This window comes from Bradyrhizobium sp. in8p8 (assembly GCF_000426845.1).
In the GTDB taxonomy this organism is placed as follows: Bacteria; Pseudomonadota; Alphaproteobacteria; order Rhizobiales; family Xanthobacteraceae; genus Bradyrhizobium; species Bradyrhizobium japonicum_C.
Window position 1 is genome coordinate 91,491 of the sequence record NZ_AUGD01000017.1, and the last position, 15,878, is coordinate 107,368.

A 15,878-nucleotide genomic window follows, 5' to 3' on the forward strand; every position below is an offset into this window, starting at 1 on the left:
GCCTTCGACTTCCAGCTCCATCAGCCGCTGGGCGGCAAAGCCGATCATTTCGCGCAAGAGATCGGCATCAGGGGTCTTCTCCACGAGCGTGGCGAGGTTGGCGTTGCGCCGGCCGACAATCTCGTCGACAAAAGCCCGGTAGTCATCGAGACTGGCGAAGTCGCGCGTGCCCCGCAGCAGCAGCGCATCCTCCAGGGCTAGCTTGAAATGAGATGCCTGCATTGTTGCGCGTTGGCGCCACGCCGTAATGGCCCATCAGTCCGGCGTAGCGCTGTGTCAGATCCTCCCGCGCATCGGCCGCCAGATTGCGGAACGCCGCCGACAGGCTGTCGATGCGATGCTCCCGCGGCACGCCGCCGAGCGCCCACAGGGCGTTCTGCAGGCCCTCGGCCAGGGCGACGAAGCTTTCGCCGCCGAGTACGACATGGGCATGCTCGAAGCCGGACAACGCCAGCCGGAAGTGATAGAGCCAAGCCTCACTCGCGATGGTGATGCCGAGCGCGCTCGTGCCGGTGAAGTCGGACAAACCCAGGCGGCCGGGCTCGTGCTCCTGGCGGAAGATCACGTCCTGTTCGGGGCCGTTGAGCCCCGCCAGGCATTGATGCGCCGCTCCAGCGTGCGTCGGATGTTGGGGGCTAGGTCGGGATGCCGTCGGCGCAGCTCGTCCAGCACGCCGATCACGCGGATGCCGGGCGCAGCCTTCAGGATCGGGACGATCTCGGTCTCCCAATAAGGCGCGAGCGGATCGGACCGGCGCCGGCCCCGCGGCGTCTTCTTCTGCGATGGCAGGCGCGAGTCGCCCTCGATCCGATAGGCACTCGCTTTCGGGAACCCCGCCTTGGCCGTGGACGAGTTGCTGACAGTGAGCGAGCGCTACAGAGGAAGCAGTCGGCCTGACAAGAAGAGGATCATCGACGAGTTTGCCGCTGCGGCAGGTTATCACCGGAAGCACGCGATGCGCGTATTGCGTGCTGGTCCGGCCCAAAGCAAGCGTAGGCATCACGGCCGTCACGGCGTATCTACGGAGAAGCCGAGCGCGGGGCGCTGATTGTGCTTTGGGAGGCGTCGGACCGAGTATGCGGCAAGCGCTTGAAGGCGATCATACCGACACTGATCGAGGCGATGGAGCGCCACGGCCATCTGGCGCTCACCGCCGAAGTACGTACATCTCTCTTGTGGATGAGCGCGGCCACGATTGATCGAGGGCTGCGGCCCCAGCGCGAGCAGTGCAGCCCAAAGCGTAGGCGAGCGGGTGCCATCTCAACGATTCGCCGCTCGATCCCTGTGCGCACATTCTCGGACTGGCGCGATCCACCTCCTGGATACGTGGAAGCGGATCTTTTCGCACATTCTGGTCCGGTGACGCGTGGGTCTTTCGTGCAGACGCTGGTGATCACGGATATCGCATCGGGCTGGACTGAGCTGGCGCCGCTCGTGGTTCGCGAGCAGACCGTGCTGGTGGATGTACTTCGCGAGGTCCGCCGTAGGCTTCCATTCCCGTTGCTGGGCTTCGACACCGACAACGATACAGTGTTCATCAACGAGACAGTACGTGACTACTGCGCGACGGAGAAGATCGAGTTCACGCGATGTCGGCCGTATCGTAAGAACGATCAGGCGCACGTTGAGCAGAAGAACGGCGACATCGTTCGGCGAATGGTCGGATATCGCCGATACGAAGGGGTCGCGGCAGCCGAGCAACTGGCGAAGCTCTACGCGCCGGCTCGACTGTTCGTGAATGCCTTCCAGCCGTGCTTCAAGCTCGCTGAGAAGACGCGCAACGGTGCCCAGGTGAAGAAGCGCTATCACAAGCCGCTGACGCCGTGCGACCGACTGCTGACTGATGGTCGTGTGGACGCCGTATCGCGCCAGCGCATCGCCGAGCTTCGTGCCGATCTCGATCCGGTCCGGCTATTGGCCGAGATACGCAGCGCACAACGAGCACTTCTCCGCTCGCGGACGCGGCGGACAACGCGTCGATCGCGGCCTCGAGGTCGGAGCCGACGGTGCCGCTCGACAGCTTCGTCGCCGGGCTGCGCACCGCCTGGCAAGGTGGGGAGATTCGTCCGACATCTCAGCCGAAGCTGAAAGCAAAGCGCGGCCGGCGCCGTCTCGACCCTCTCGTCGCGGTGACCAATGATCTGCATTCCTGGTTCGACGCCGATCCGTCCTTGTCCGGTCGTCAGTTGCTCGACCGATTGCAGGCCGAGTACCCCGGAGAATATCCGGACGGGCTTGTACGCACAGTGCAACGGCGCCTAAAGATCTGGCGTAGCGCCATGGCACATGAACTCGTGTTCGGGCGAGATCTGGGAGCCTCCGAAGCTACTCTCGCAGACGCACAGCGTCCGGAGCCAACATCAGCCGCAGGTTTGCAAACCTAAAGTCCATCCGGATGGACCGAGCGTGGCGTCGTGCTCGTCACCGTCAAGGTGTGGCCTGTCGACTTCGGCCCCAGCCTCCAGGTCGATCCGACGGCCAACCTTGACGGCGCCTGCGCGCGCCGCCATCGGGCTGCCATGCCGGAAAGGACAATTGCGCGATGCGCGGCATCGCCTCACTTGACAGGAATAAACGAAAATAGGCTCGGGAACAAACTTGGGTGAGGCAATACGAAGTCTCACCTTGATCGCCGCCGCGCAAAAGACGCCACGGGTGGCCGGCTTCAGATCGGAATACCTGGCCGGCTTCGAATTGGAACGCATGGCCGGCTGCGTTGGAATCCGCAACCATGCGCCGATGGGGCCTGGCGGTCGGCCCTCAAGTGCTCAGGCAGGTTCATGATCGGGTCGTGAAGCTTGCCCATGAGAACGGCGTCATCGCGAGACGGCGGATGCGCGTGGACACGATCGTCGTGGAGACCAACATCCACTATCCGACCGACAGCACGCTGCTGGGGGACGGAGTGTGGGGTGTTAACCCGGACCATGAAGAAGATCACGGGGATCGTCGGCGCGGCCGGAACCAAGCTGCATGACCGCAGCCGGAGCGTGAAGCTGCAGTCTGTTCGAGATCGCGCGAATAGCGCGCGCCAAGGTCCCGCTCAACCGGGACCGGCTGCAGCGGCGGTATCGTCGCTTGCTCGATACGACGAGCCGGGTCGCAGGACAGGCGAAGCGGTTCTCGGCGGAGATATCGCAAGGCGTAAAGCGATCGGCGGATGTTCTGCAGCAATCGCGCTGGAGGGCCTGCGCGCGGAGCTTGAGGAGATGGTGCCGCTGGTGCGGCAGGTGATGCGTCAGACCCGGGCGCGCCTCTTCCATGGCGACACCCATGTCGAGGGCAAGATTCTGAACGTGTTCGAGCCGTCGACCGAGGTCATCCGCAAGGGCAAGGCCGGCAAGCCCAACGAGTTCGGCAAGATGATCAAGCTGCAAGAAGCCGAAAACCAGATCATCGTCGACTATGAAATCTACGCACATTCAGACGCTCGATCGTCCTCCCAGAAACGCTTCGATGAAGGTCTGATCCGAAAGCAGCGCCGCGCCCGTGCCTTGCTTGACGACACAACCCAGGGAAAGAACGCATGCCTGGTCGGCAATGCGTAACGCCGCGTGCGCATTCTGCTCAACCAGAAGAATGCCTAGCCCGTGGGCGTCGCGCAGCTTAACGATGAGCTTGAATATCTCCGCGACGACGATGGGAGCCAGGCCCATCGAGGGCTCGTCCAGCATCAATAGCTTCGGATCTGCGATCAAGGCTCTACCGATCGCGAGCATCTGCTGCTCACCGCCCGACATCGTGCCCGCAGCCTGCGAGCGTCGTTCGATCAACCTCGGAAAGAGCTCGTAGACCCATTTCATCCGCTCCAGCACTCGCTCTCGGTCTAGGCCGTACCCGCCGAGCATCAGGTTTTCCTCGACGGCGAGTTCGGCGAAGATCCTTCTCCCCTCCGGCACGTGTCTTATCCCGGCACGAGCGATGACTGCCGGCGCCCTACCGAGAATAGAGTGTCCGCGGCAGAGAATGTCGCCGTCGCTGGGGCGGATGAAACCGGAGATAGTGTTCAGTAGCGTCGATTTCCCTGCGCCGTTCGCTCCGACGAGCGCCAGGATTTCGCCTTCTCGCACCGAGAGCGAAACGCCGTGCAATACTTCGACCGATCCATATCCCGCCCGCAGGCCGTCGACCTCCATGAGGGCCGTCATGCGACTTCCTCGACTATCCCGAGATATGCCGCGATTACATCCTTATCGGCCTTGATGGTTTCTGGCGCTCCTTCGGCCAGCTTTCGCCCGAAGTTCAGCACGACGATGTGGGACGAAATCGACATCACCATTCCCATATCGTGTTCCACTAGCAGGACGGCACGGCCATCGGCGGCGATGCTCACGAGGAGTGAAGCGAGTTCATCCGCCTCGCTCCGGTTGAGCCCTGCTGCCGGTTCGTCGAGCAGCAGAAGTTTCGGGTCTTGCGCGAGTGCGCGCGCGATTTCGACCCGGCGCTGATGGCCGTACGGCAGATCGGCCGCAGGCCGCCCCCACCATTCCTCGGAGACCCCTACCCGCGCGAGGCATGTGCCGGCGCGTTCGGCAAGTTCTTCGTTGTCGGCCATGACAAGCCATGGGCGGAGTAGAGAACCCAGCAGGCCATGCTTTCCGAAGCGATAGGCGCCCGCCATGACGTTCATCAGAACGCTCATGCCCTGGGCCATCTGCGGCGTTTGGTAGGTGCGGGCGATTCCGGCCCTAGCACGCATATATGCGGGCGTTCCCGCAAGATCGCGTCCATCGAGGCGTATCGTTCCTCGGTCGGCCGGGAGAACACCCGTGAGGAGGTTGATCAATGTCGTTTTTCCGGCCCCGTTCGGACCGATCAAGGCAGTCACCTCGCCGCGCGCCATGAAAAACGACACGTCTGCAACGGCGTGGACACCGCCGAAGCTTTTGGAAACGCCAGCGATTTCAAGGGTCGCTTGGAGCGTCATGCCGACTTCCGCCGGAACGTGAAAACGCGGAATAAGGTCTCGCCCAAGCCGTTCGGCGCGAACAACATGATCAAGATCATCGCGACCCCATAGACCACTTGCTTGGCTTGATCAAATCCTTCGAGGAGGTTCGGCAGGACTATGATAGCGAAGGAGCCGAACATGGCTCCCCAGATCGTGGACAATGAGCCGACGATCACCATCATTAGAAGCTCAATGGAAAGACCGACGCCGAAGGCGGAAGCATTGAACGAGCGGAGATAGAGCGCCAGGAGCCCTCCAGACAAGCCAGCGAGCGAGGCGGAAACGGCGAAAATCATGGACTTCGCCCGCGCCGTGTTCATGCCTATGCATTCGGCGACGAGCTCCGACGATCGCAGGATCATCAATCCCCGTCCGAACCGACCGTCGACGATACTGGCTGCTATCGCTGCGGCAAGGCAGAGCGCGAAAATCGACAGCCAGAAGACCACGCGCTCGTGGGCGAGACCCGCGAAGGCCATGCTCGGCAGATCGACGATCCCCGGATCGAGCCCGCCGGTCACATCGCGCACCTGTGCTGCTACCACGTAGAAGACCGCACCCAGCGCTAACGTACCGAGAGCGAGGTTATGTCCCGACAATCTCAGGATTGGACGAGCGATCAAAAATCCGAGGATGCCGGGTAGTACGACCGCTGCGGCCAGCGCGAACACGACAGGCAATCCCAGCCGCTGTAGACAGAACGCTACGGTGTAGGCACCGATCCCAACGAAGGCTCCGTGTCCGAGCGATACTTGGCCGGCGTAGCCGACAAGCAAAGTCAGCCCGACGGCCGCAACCGAATGAATCATCGACAAGATGATGACCGAACGGTGAAATTGGCTCGATACGCAGAATTCGACGAGTGCGAGTAAAGCGGCTACCAACGCCAAAATCTGCCAGTCGCGACGCAGCCTCGAAGTCTTGTGCAGTGTCATCGTCAGACCCTGCGCACGACGGCTTTTCCGACGAGCCCCTGAGGCCGCAGGATCAACACGAGTATGAGAAGCATAAAGCTTACCGCATCCTTGAAGCCAGATGCCACGAATCCCGAGGTGAGGCTCTCGACGAGGCCTATCAACAGGCCACCTACGACGGCGCCCAGCGGATTGCCTAATCCCCCGGCGACAGCGGCCGCAAAGCCTTTCAGTCCGAGAAAAATGCCGTTTTCGTAGAATGCCGCGGACATCGGAGCGAGCATCGCCCCCGCGAGACCCCCGATGGAGCCGGCCATGATCATGGCCAGAGCCGCCGTCCGCCTGGGTTCTATTCCGCAAAGCGCGGCCGCCCGAGGTTCCTGGCTCGCGGCACGCATGGCCTTTCCCAGCATCGTCCGGGAAAAAACGTACCAGAGCGCCGCGCTGACGACGACGAGAACCATAATGATCCAAAGCCCTTGGCTAGGGATGTAGACATTGCCGAGCAGCACGAGCGGGAGCACGCCGAATTCCGGCACGAAGCTGACATCCCTGCCGAAGGCGAGAGCAGCGGCGCCCCGCAATGCCAATGCCGACCCGATCGTCAACATGACGAGCGTGAGGGGATCTGAGTTTCGCGCCCCATCGAGCACGCCGCGCTGCAGGACCCACCCGACGAGCGCGCATCCGGCAATCGCGGCAAGGATTCCGACCGGGATCGGCACTTTCGCGGCGGCGACGAGTCCCGCCAGAAGCACTCCACCAAGCATCATAAATTCGCCGTTGGCAAAATTGATGATTTTAGTCGCATTGTAGACGATGGTGAAGCCCAACGCAGCCATGCCGTAGACGCAGCCTACGACGATGCCGGAGACCACCACTTGGAGAAACATATCCATCGAATCCTTCGGAGGGTAGCCGGGTGACGCGTGTGCGGTCGGCCGCGCCGATCACTTCACCACGACGAACTTCCCGTTCTGAATCTTGAGCATGACCATTGACTGAGACGACGCATCGAGGCCGTTGTGGTTGTCAGCCGTGAACTTAAATATGCCGTTCGCCCCCGGGAAGCTAATGCCGTCGGCCATCGCTTCGGCGAGTTTCGCGCGATCAATGCTGCCGGTCTTTTTCACCGCCTCCTCTACAAGCCTGAGCGCGTCGGCTGGATGACCGATGAACGTCGTGGCGTCCGACTTGTATTTGGTTTTGTAGTCCTCCGCGAGCTTGCTGACCACGGCACGCATGGGATCGTCCGCGGGAAGGCTCTCCGGTGCAAGGAGACGCATGGAAGATACGAACGAGTTCTCCGCGGCCGCACCGGCCTGCTCGATCAACTGAGGGCTTGCAGCTCCATAAGAATTATAGATTGGTTTGTTGAAGCCGACGGCGGCGGCGTTCTTGAGGATGATCGTCGGGCCGGGGTTCACGCTCCAGATAAGAAGCGCGTCGGCGCCGCTCGATCGAATCTTGAGAACTTGCGGTGTCATGTCCGTATCGCGCGGTCCGAATTCCTCGGCTGCGACTATCTTCATTCCGGTCTTGCTGGCGACTTCCTTCACCACGCTGGCACCCGCCTGACCATATCCGTCGTTCGAAGACAGCAGACCGATGGAATGGATGCCCTTGCTCTTCATAAAATCCAGAAGATGCTCGGCGACGATGCGATCGGTGGGCGGCGTCTTGAACACAAACGGTGTAGGCGGCACGACAACGGTTTCGGCGCCGGCCATCGAAATCAGCGGCACCTTCATCTCGTTCGCAACCGACCGGATGGCGAGACTTTCGCCCGTGGTCGACGGACCGATTACGACCGAGACGTTGTCGGAATCTGCGAGGCGCCTGAACTGCTGTGCCGCGAGGGTTCCGTTGCCCTCAGTGTCATAGAAGAAGGGCTTGACCTTATAACCTGACATACCACCGCGGGCATTGATCTGTTCGACGAGCAGCTCAAACACGTTTTTCTGCGAAGCGCCGAGGAACGCTGCAGGACCGCTTGCCGCCATCAAGGCACCGATCCGGATCTCCTTGTCCTCGGCGTTAGCCGGGAGGATCACTGTCGCGATGAGACCTGCCGCAAGAAGCGCTCTGCGTATCACCATGGTATTTCCCCCTTGTTTATCGATTGATCCCGGTTCAAGATCTTGCGCCCGCAGCATGCAGGGCCGCGATGTACCCGAAAGTCATTCCGGGACCCAGCGTGATGCCACCACCGGAATAGTTGCCTCCCAGCACGCTCGCCATATCGTTGCCGACTGCGTAGAGCCGGGGAATCGGACGTCCGTTCGCGTCGATGACTCGTGCGTGAGCGTCGGTGCGTAGGCCTGCGAAGGTACCGATGTCACCGGGAACGACGCGAACCGCGTAAAAGGGGCCGTTCGCGATCGGCGCCATACACGGGTTCGGCTTGACTTTTGGATCTCCATGAAAGCGATTGTACGCTGTCGATCCTTTTCCGAAGACCGAATCCGTTCCGGTGGGAACGTCGGCGTTCCATTTGGCGATGGTCCTTTCGAACTCGCCAACCTCGATGCCGGCATTGTTAGCGAGGTCGGCAAGCGTTTCGCCGACGATGAGATATCCCGAACGGATTGACGGACCAAGCGGCAGGGGCGCCGGCTTCACATGGCCCAACCCGTATTTTCGGATGGTCTTGTGATCGGCGATCAGAAATGCCTCGACGGGCTTGTCCGACGAACATGCGTGTTTCATGCCTTGGACGAAGTCATGATAGCTGTTCGACTCGTTAACGAAACGATGTCCCGCGCGCGTGACGGCGATCACTCCAGGTTTGCCGCGATCAATGAAGTGAGGGAACGGTCCTTTGGTGCCGTCTTCGCGCGGCACCAAGCTCGTCGGAGCCCAAGCCGCCGCATTCGGATAGCCTTTCACCGCGTTTCCGCCGACGGTCTCCCCGAGACGAATGCCATCGCCCGTATTGCCCGGGCTGGCTGCAGACCAATGCTCGTCGAGATCCGCGCGGTGGCCGTAGAGCGTTTGCCGACGAGCAATATCCAGAGGAAATCCGCCGCAAGCCAAGACTACACCGTGACGAGCGACGATATGACGAGAGCCTTTCGGCGTCTGAACCTCGGCACCCGTCACGGCCCCATTCTCGTCCTGAAGAAGGGCCTTAACCGGACTGTCCAGCCACAACTCGACTCCGAGATCTCGCGCGGAGCGGAAAAGCCTGGCGGCCAGAGCATTACCATTCGTCAGAAGCTGGCTTCGTCCCTTTAGGAGCCGATCGAAACCGTACTTCGTAAGGCGGCGCGCCACATAGACAAAGGATTCCAGACGCTGGGTAGCTCGGTAGAAGTGCCAAAGCTCTTTACCGGATCCAATGGCGAGACCAAACAGAGTGAGTTCGGGGCGCGGAGGCCGCAATCGCTCGATGTCTTCGCCCAGAATTTTAGCATCCACCGGTTTCGTGAGTATCGACCGGCCACCAGGTGTTCCGCCTGGGGCATCGGGGTGATAGTCCGAAAAAAGAGGGGAAGCCTCGAAACGGACGGCCGTCTTGTCTTGCATGAAGGAGACCATTTTCGGCCCGGCTTCGAGGAAGGCTTCGACCCGCTCCGCGTCGTAGTGATTGCCAGCTTCGTGACGCATGTATGCCCGCGCGGCATCCATGGAATCCTTGATGCCTTCGGCCGCATCCAGATGATTATTGGGTATCCACAGGTAGCCACCGGAGAGGGCTGTCGTTCCGCCGAAGACTGCCTCTTTCTCGACGACGATGACCTTCAGTCCGTGTTTGGCCGCGACTACGGCCGCCGTGAGTCCGCTTGCGCCCGATCCGGCGACGAGGAGATCGTATTCCAGAAGACTTTCGGGCATCGAACTTCCCTGCTGTCGACGTTGTGCTCTTGATCGGGACGCTGCGCTCAGTTCGCCAGATATCCACCGTCGACCGGGAGCATGACGCCGGTGACGTAGGAGGAGAGCCGCGAGGTCAGAAAGATGGCCGGGCCTACCAACTCGTCGGGTTCGCCCACTCGCCCCATGGGCGTGTGACGGAGGAAGCGATTGATGGCATCGGGATTGGCGCGCGTCGTTTCGGTCATCGGCGTGGCGATGACGCCCGGCGCGATCCCGTTGACCCTGATGCCGTGCTCTGCGAGATCGACCGCCAGGGCCGTCGTCAATTGCTTCACCGCGCCCTTCGAAGCCGCGTAGGCCGCTGAATTCTGGTAGGCAACGAATGATGCGATCGAGCCGATATTGAGGATCCGGCCCTTCGTGCGAAAGAGTTGGGGAAGCAGCGAGATCGCCATGGTGGCGCAGCCCCGGACGTTTATGGCTATCTGTTCGTCCAAGTGGTCGAGAAAAGCAGGATCGTCGGGAGGTGTCCGTCTAGTGATGCCGGCATTGTTCACAAGGATCGAAATGTCGCCGAAAAATTCTGCCGCGCGAGCCGCCGCCGCCTGACAGGCCTCTCGGTCTGCCACGTTCAATCCGATGCCGACAGCTCTCCCGCCAGCGCTCACTATAGCCTCGGCCACCGCCCCAACTCCTGCTGCATTCAGATCGGAAACGATCACGCTTGCACCGCTGGCGGCCATTCCTCGCGCTATCGCAGCTCCATTACCTTGGGCTGCGCCTGTGACGAAAGCGACGTCTCCTTCCAAGAGCCTGGAGACCGCTCCTCCAACCATGACGTTCCTCCCAAAGTGCGATCCATTTCGAAAGCTAGATTTTATATTGTGTAACATAATTCTTATATTGTAATTCTTATTTCCTTCTCGAAACGCGTCAAGAGGCTTTTTTGGTTTTGACAATTACCTTCGGTTTGGGCAGGCCGGTCGCATGCTGAGAGAGAATCGCGCGCAAACAAGGAGAAGCGCCTCGGAGTCGCCTCAACTCGGGATCCAGTCGGTTGAAGTCGCCGGCGACATCCTGAACGCCTTGATCCAAGCCGACGGACCTTTGAAGCTGGCGGAACTGGCGCAGCGCGCTGGGATGCCGTCCGCCAAAGCACATCGCTACCTGGTGAGTCTGATCCGGATCGGTCTTGCTACCCGCGACGGAGTATCGGCGCGCTATGACCTTGGCCCAATCGCACTACAGTTGGGCCTAAAGGGGTTCTCGAGATTCGAGCCGCTCCGGTTCGCGGAGGCGACCTTACGCGAAATCGTCGACCAAGTCGGCGAAACTGCCGCGCTGGCAGTTTGGGGGGAGAAAGGACCTACGATGATCCGCATCATCGAGGCCCGCCACGAGTTCGCTACGACGATTGCGCTCACCCATCATTGCCCGATGACCTATTCCGCAACTGGGCTACTGTTCTGTTCGTTCGAAGATGCCGCCAGAACCGATACAGTGATCGAGCGCGAACTCGAACAGAATCGGCGATCGGGAAGGCTGAACGTCCCGCACGATGGCGCCATCTTGGCTCGAGCGATCCAGGAAACCCGGGCGCGTGGATTTGCCTGCATGTCTGATGGAGGCGGCGACGGGTATGGGGCGGTGAGCGCTCCGGTGTTCGATGTGACCGGCAGCCTTTGCATGGCCTTGACAGTCTTCGGCCGAGCAAATCGGGTGGACGCAAGCCCAGATGGAGTCTTGGGCAAGGTGGTCGCCGATGCAGCCCGACGACTTTCCGGATCCCTCGGGTACAGAGAACCAGGCTCGAGCTGAGCGCCACGGACATTTCGCGAGCATCGACATCAAAACGGTCACCGCCGATGCTGGCTATGTCTACGCCAAGATTTTCGGCGCGATCGAGCGGCGCGGCATCGACGCACTATCAATGGCTTTCGAGAACCGCGTAAATCTGGCGACATCGTGCGCGCGGCGAGATTGGGCGGGAAGCTATTTCCTTGCGGATGGCGGAAGACGTTGTTTCCCCACGACGGGCTGGTAGCCGAGGCGGGGAGCTGTCCCCGGGTTGCGCAGCGCCCCGCCTCGGCGGATAGGGAACGGGTCCCTGAACAGACCAACAGGCGCGGCGCCGTCGTAACCCTGCAAAGTGAAGCGGAGCCGCGCCTGTACCCAATCCACCAACAGTCTGCGTGATCGGCAGACCGCGGATTGCGTGGCGCGCAGTATAGCGGCCATCGCGCATCCGTCGAGCCTCACGTCGGCCTCGTCTTCGGCATTTGCCGGGGATCGCCGATGCAGGCCGCAGGCCGCTTGTTCTTGTGTGCCCGTTGCCGGGCCCAGGTGCTGATCTGTGGCCGTTGCGATCGCGGCCAGCGCTATTGCACTGCCGAGTGCTCCAGGACGATGCGACGGGCGAGCGTGCGCGACGCCGGCCGGCGCTATCAACGCACCCGTCGCGGCCGCCATCTGCATGCGGCTCGCGCCCGACGTTACCGGGCCCGCAATAAAATCGTGACGCATCAGGGTTCACCCTGTCCGGCCATGGATGATGTAGTGCCGCCGGCCTCGATCGCTGTCGCCGGCGGACAACCGGCATGTCTCGAAGGCCCAGCGGCGACAGCGATTCGCGTTCATCACGATGCTGTCGCTGCTGCAGCCGGCTGCCACCGTTCGTGCGGCTCGACTTCGTGCGACGTCGCAGGCCCTCCCTCGATCCACCCGACTGACCACGGAGCGTGTTCGTGACTATCCCGGTGAACTGGAGGCCCGGATTCTGCGCCTGCATCACGTCGAGAAGTGGCGCTGCGGCACCATCGCGCGCCAGCTCCACTTGCATCACACGACCGTGCGTCGCGTGCTGCGCAGGCTGGACCGCCCCGGCATGGGCCGCAGTTGCGCTCCGCCATGATCGACCCTTATCTGCCGTTCATCCGGCAGACCTTGACCAAATTTCCCGACATCACCGCCAGCCGGCTGCATGCCATGGTGCGCGAACGCGGATACCAGGCGGCCCTGATCACACTGATCAGCTTGTATCGGCCAAGGCCAGCAGCCGAGGCCTACCTGCGGCTGCGCACGCTGTCTGGCGAGCAGGGCCAGGTCGACTGGGCTCACTTTGGCCATATACAGATCAGTCGCGCCCGCCGGCCGCTGATGGCCTTTGTGATGGTGCTTTCGTACTCGCGCGACATCCACCTGCGCTTCTTCCTCGATGCGCGAATGGAGAACTTTTTGCGCGGCCACGTCGGCGCCTTCAATACCTGGTGCGGCGTGCCGAGAGTCCTGCTCTACGATAATTTGAAGAGCGCGGTGCTCGAGCGCCAGGGGGAGGCAATCCGTTTTCATCCGACGCTCCTGGCATTCGCGGGCCACTATCGCTTCGAACCCCGGCCCGTGGCGGTTGCCCGCGGCAACGAGAAGGGCCGGGTTGAACGCGCGATTCGTCACGTTCGCGACGCCTTCTTCGCCGCGCGCAGCTTTACCGATCTGGCCGACCTGAACGCCCAGGCCGAGCACTGGTGTCGCGGCCAGGCGGCCGACCGGCCCTGTCCCGAGGATCGGACCATGACCATTCGGCAGGCCCTGGCTCAGGAATAGCGGCAACTGCTGCCGCTGCCGGAGAACCCCTATCTGGTCGAGGAGCAGTTGCCCGTAAAGGTCGGCAATCAGCGAGCGGAATGCTTGGAGCAAGGCGTATCACGGCGTCCACTGCGATGATGATTGGGCTTGGCGGCGCAATCACCGATACGCCAGCATCATCTGCAACCCGGAAAGGCGCCGGGTAGTTACCTTGCTGCCGGATCGTGAGCCCGCGACCGCCCAAGCCTGGCTGGCGGCTCATCCCACGATCTCGGTCGTCGCTCGCAATCGTGGCGGTGGATATGACTAAGCATGGGAATGTGCAAGCAGCATCGCGCCTCCGATGGCAACCAGCAGCGGAAAGGCCAGGGTCGCCCTTTGGTCTTTTTTGGGACTCGTTTGCACTCTCCATTCGAAAAAGTACGATAAGCAGCTCAAATATTCGATGCTGCGCCACCTCCACATCGCGCATCGATTCGAAAAAGCCGATCTGACCGATTGGCCACGCTTCTTCATCTGCGCGGAAAAACAAAAAGGCTGCCAGAGCCATGAAGAGCAGCGGCCAGTGCCGAGCCCATCTGCCCCATCTGGAGTGCTGAATCAACGCGAGAACGCCGATCAGCATGACGAAAATGCCAGCCCAATGGTGGTTGTATTCGGACCAGGCCACGTCTTCCGCATTGCGGGGCAATATAATGCCTTCTCCAGGCACATAAGCCCGGGGCCCTGGGATTCGCCGCGCATCCGCTTCAGCGATTTGGGCCTGCAACTGGTTAATCGTCAGTTGGTCCGAGCTGGGGCTGGTGAGGCGCGGCCATTGCGGCGAGAAGCGCTCGACAATTTCCGGCCAGGTAACCCTGTCCTGCACAAGGCCGATTGCCGGAGGCAAGGACGTAAGCGAGGCTGCAGCCAGCAAGACAGTTAGGCCAATGCCGATCTCGGCCTCCGCGAAACGCTTCAAACGAAGAATGGAGGTGGACGGATCGCGCTGTAGCTTTTCCACGATGAGGTAATTCGCTCCGCCGAGCCCGAGCAACATGAGGAGAAGTGCAATCTTGGTCGTCACCATGACACCGCAAGCCGTGCCATAGATCGCCTCAGGCACGCCGATGTAACCGAAGGCCATCAGCATCCCACTGCCAATGATGACTGTGACAGAGGTAAGCGATATAGCCGAATAACGTCGCCCAACAACTCTGCAATCGGTGCCGTCCCGAGAGAGACCCAACGCGAGAAGAAAATAGGGGAGGCCGCCGATCCAGATGGCTGCGCCGGTCATATGCAACGCATCTGCGAGTAGATAGGGCCAGCGCAAACCTGGGCGGCTCACCGCATGGGTCAAGGAAAGCTGTCCGGCCAAAGCCGCGACCGCGAAGCTGATCAGCGCTGCCGTTCGCCACCCGCTTTCTCGTCCACAGCTTAAGAGGCCGATGCAAAGCGCGGCCAGCGATGGCGATATCGGCCCGAGCGAAATCAGCATCGAGCGTATCTCGCCAGGGGAGATCCAAGGTACCGGCAAGCACCGCCGCGTTGACTATCAGAGTGCTGAGCGTGAAGATGGCGAAAGCGATGCTACTATTGGCAAGGATGATACGGCATCGCCTTCCTATTTCGGAGCTTTCAGTCGAAAGTCGTAAGCTCAAGGGCTGCCAAAGCAAAACTGTAAAACCGATGCCGCCAAGCGTGAGAGATTGCGCGATGAGAAATAAGCCGCGCAGAATCACCGAAAGAAAGCCAAAGATCTCAGGGAAGGATGACACAGCGAGCTTTAGCGGACGCTGAAGGGAATATCGCCGCGGGTGATGTGACCGTCCACGCTCAAGACTTGCCAACGCAGGTGCCAGGCGCCAATCGCAAGAATTCTGGCGTCCGCTTCGAGGCTGTGTGGTAAATCTGGATCAGTTTTCAAGATGATCTCTTTGCCATCGGCTGTATAGAGCCGCAGCTTCGAACGAGCATGATCGATGCGGCTGTTGAAACGAAGGCGGATTGCCACGTCGCCAGCGGCGACACTGGCATCGACCGCCGGGGAGGACTGTATGACGATTGCATGAGAAAATGCTCTTTGCGAGTAGAGCAGCAATAAGGCAAACGCGAGAAGTAGCGACAATCTCCAGCGGTTAGCTCTCTTATTGCCGGCGGAAGTCCCGTGCGAGATAGTCGTCCGTTAAGAAGCCGATTGCAGCGATGAGCGGTCGCTGATTGCAGCGATGAGGGCGCGCAGGATTAGGCACCAAAGAGCCCTGAGCCAGGCGAGGATGCGGCGGAAGTTGTGGCCGACGGCGGAGAGGATGACGTTGGCGGCATCGCCGGCGCGGCCTTTGAGGTAGCAGCGGCCGAGGTGACCATCGGTCTTCAGGTGTCCGATGATGGGTTCGATAGCGGAGCGGCGGCGCAGCTCGCGCTTGATGATACCGAAGACGCCGCGTTTTTGACCCGAAATGAAGACGCGACGGGGATTTTGCGCGTCGTGGCCGCGGTATCCCTTGTCGACATAGGCCCGCTCGATCGCGCAGCCGGTGAGCGTCTCGGTGCGGTCGATGACGTCGCGCAAGGTGTGACCGTCGTACGGGTTATCGGGCAGAGCCCTGGCGTGCAGCACGAAGAGGCCA

At 61.2% G+C, this 15,878-nt stretch carries 13 protein-coding genes and 5 pseudogenes; 7 read left to right on the forward strand and 11 right to left on the reverse strand.

Going from position 1 to position 15,878, the window contains the following annotated elements:
- Positions 1-99: 99 nt before the first annotated feature.
- A pseudogene (locus K408_RS42950) lies at positions 100-849 on the reverse strand (IS21 family transposase); the annotation flags it as partial.
- Between K408_RS42950 and K408_RS41415 the strand changes: the two are divergent.
- Both K408_RS41415 and K408_RS43670 read left to right on the forward strand, forming a co-directional pair.
- Positions 839-2,384: pseudogene (locus tag K408_RS41415) on the forward strand (integrase catalytic domain-containing protein). The pseudogenes K408_RS42950 and K408_RS41415 sit on opposite strands and share 11 nt — an antisense overlap.
- A gap of 335 nt (positions 2,385-2,719) precedes the next feature.
- Positions 2,720-3,416: pseudogene (locus tag K408_RS43670) on the forward strand (ISNCY-like element ISBva1 family transposase); the annotation flags it as partial.
- Between the two features lie 6 nt (positions 3,417-3,422).
- On the opposite strand, the gene K408_RS41420 reads toward K408_RS43670, so the two are convergent.
- The 7 genes from K408_RS41420 to K408_RS0130535 are packed head-to-tail and all read right to left on the reverse strand — an operon-like array spanning position 3,423 to position 10,520.
- Positions 3,423-4,148, reverse strand: a complete 726-nt coding sequence (locus K408_RS41420) for an ABC transporter ATP-binding protein (RefSeq protein WP_028139116.1) — start codon at positions 4,146-4,148, stop codon at positions 3,423-3,425.
- Positions 4,145-4,927, reverse strand: a complete 783-nt coding sequence (locus K408_RS0130510; protein ID WP_024342770.1) for an ABC transporter ATP-binding protein — start codon at positions 4,925-4,927, stop codon at positions 4,145-4,147. The genes K408_RS41420 and K408_RS0130510 overlap by 4 nt, the downstream gene beginning before the upstream one ends.
- Positions 4,924-5,886, reverse strand: coding sequence for a branched-chain amino acid ABC transporter permease (locus tag K408_RS0130515; RefSeq protein WP_024342769.1), 963 nt, complete (start codon positions 5,884-5,886; stop codon positions 4,924-4,926). Before K408_RS0130515 ends, K408_RS0130510 begins: the two co-directional genes overlap by 4 nt.
- Positions 5,887-5,888: 2 nt before the next feature.
- Positions 5,889-6,764 (reverse strand): branched-chain amino acid ABC transporter permease, encoded by an 876-nt coding sequence (locus K408_RS0130520; protein WP_024342768.1) that lies wholly within the window; start codon positions 6,762-6,764, stop codon positions 5,889-5,891.
- A gap of 51 nt (positions 6,765-6,815) precedes the next feature.
- Positions 6,816-7,964 (reverse strand): ABC transporter substrate-binding protein, encoded by a 1,149-nt coding sequence (locus K408_RS39275; RefSeq protein ID WP_024342767.1) that lies wholly within the window; start codon positions 7,962-7,964, stop codon positions 6,816-6,818.
- Positions 7,965-7,998: 34 nt separating this feature from the next.
- Positions 7,999-9,702, reverse strand: a complete 1,704-nt coding sequence (locus tag K408_RS0130530) for an FAD-dependent oxidoreductase (protein WP_024342766.1) — start codon at positions 9,700-9,702, stop codon at positions 7,999-8,001.
- A 47-nt stretch (positions 9,703-9,749) separates the two neighbouring features.
- The gene (locus tag K408_RS0130535; RefSeq protein WP_024342765.1) at positions 9,750-10,520 is read right to left on the reverse strand and encodes an SDR family NAD(P)-dependent oxidoreductase; all 771 of its coding nucleotides are present in this window, start codon (positions 10,518-10,520) and stop codon (positions 9,750-9,752) included.
- 151 nt (positions 10,521-10,671) lie between these two features.
- Here K408_RS0130535 and K408_RS0130540 point away from each other — a divergent pair, with 151 nt between their 5' ends.
- From K408_RS0130540 to K408_RS43675, 5 genes and pseudogenes are all read left to right on the forward strand, one after another.
- Positions 10,672-11,502: an IclR family transcriptional regulator gene (locus tag K408_RS0130540; protein ID WP_024342764.1), complete on the forward strand. Its 831-nt coding sequence runs from the start codon at positions 10,672-10,674 to the stop codon at positions 11,500-11,502.
- Entirely contained in the window at positions 11,447-11,728 is a 282-nt protein-coding gene (locus K408_RS42380; protein WP_155248752.1) for a hypothetical protein, read from the forward strand. The genes K408_RS0130540 and K408_RS42380 overlap by 56 nt, the downstream gene beginning before the upstream one ends.
- 597 nt (positions 11,729-12,325) lie before the next feature.
- A complete protein-coding gene (locus K408_RS43165; RefSeq protein WP_210163721.1) occupies positions 12,326-12,595 on the forward strand; it encodes a helix-turn-helix domain-containing protein in 270 nt (89 codons plus the stop codon).
- Positions 12,592-13,284 carry an IS21 family transposase gene (istA, locus tag K408_RS39280; protein ID WP_245265958.1) on the forward strand — a complete coding sequence of 231 codons (693 nt, stop codon included), beginning with the start codon at positions 12,592-12,594 and terminating at the stop codon, positions 13,282-13,284. The genes K408_RS43165 and istA overlap by 4 nt, the downstream gene beginning before the upstream one ends.
- Before the next feature lie 118 nt (positions 13,285-13,402).
- A pseudogene (locus tag K408_RS43675) lies at positions 13,403-13,570 on the forward strand (ISL3 family transposase); the annotation flags it as partial.
- A gap of 651 nt (positions 13,571-14,221) precedes the next feature.
- Here K408_RS43675 and K408_RS44175 read toward each other — a convergent pair.
- The 3 genes and pseudogenes from K408_RS44175 to K408_RS0130560 all read right to left on the reverse strand — a co-directional run.
- Positions 14,222-14,746, reverse strand: a pseudogene (locus K408_RS44175) (copper resistance D family protein); the annotation flags it as partial.
- A 288-nt stretch (positions 14,747-15,034) separates the two neighbouring features.
- Complete coding sequence (locus K408_RS0130555) at positions 15,035-15,376, reverse strand: copper resistance CopC family protein (protein WP_028139113.1); 342 nt, start codon at positions 15,374-15,376, stop codon at positions 15,035-15,037.
- A gap of 57 nt (positions 15,377-15,433) precedes the next feature.
- Positions 15,434-15,878: transposase (locus tag K408_RS0130560; RefSeq protein ID WP_028146074.1), on the reverse strand; the 445-nt coding region annotated here is incomplete at its 5' end.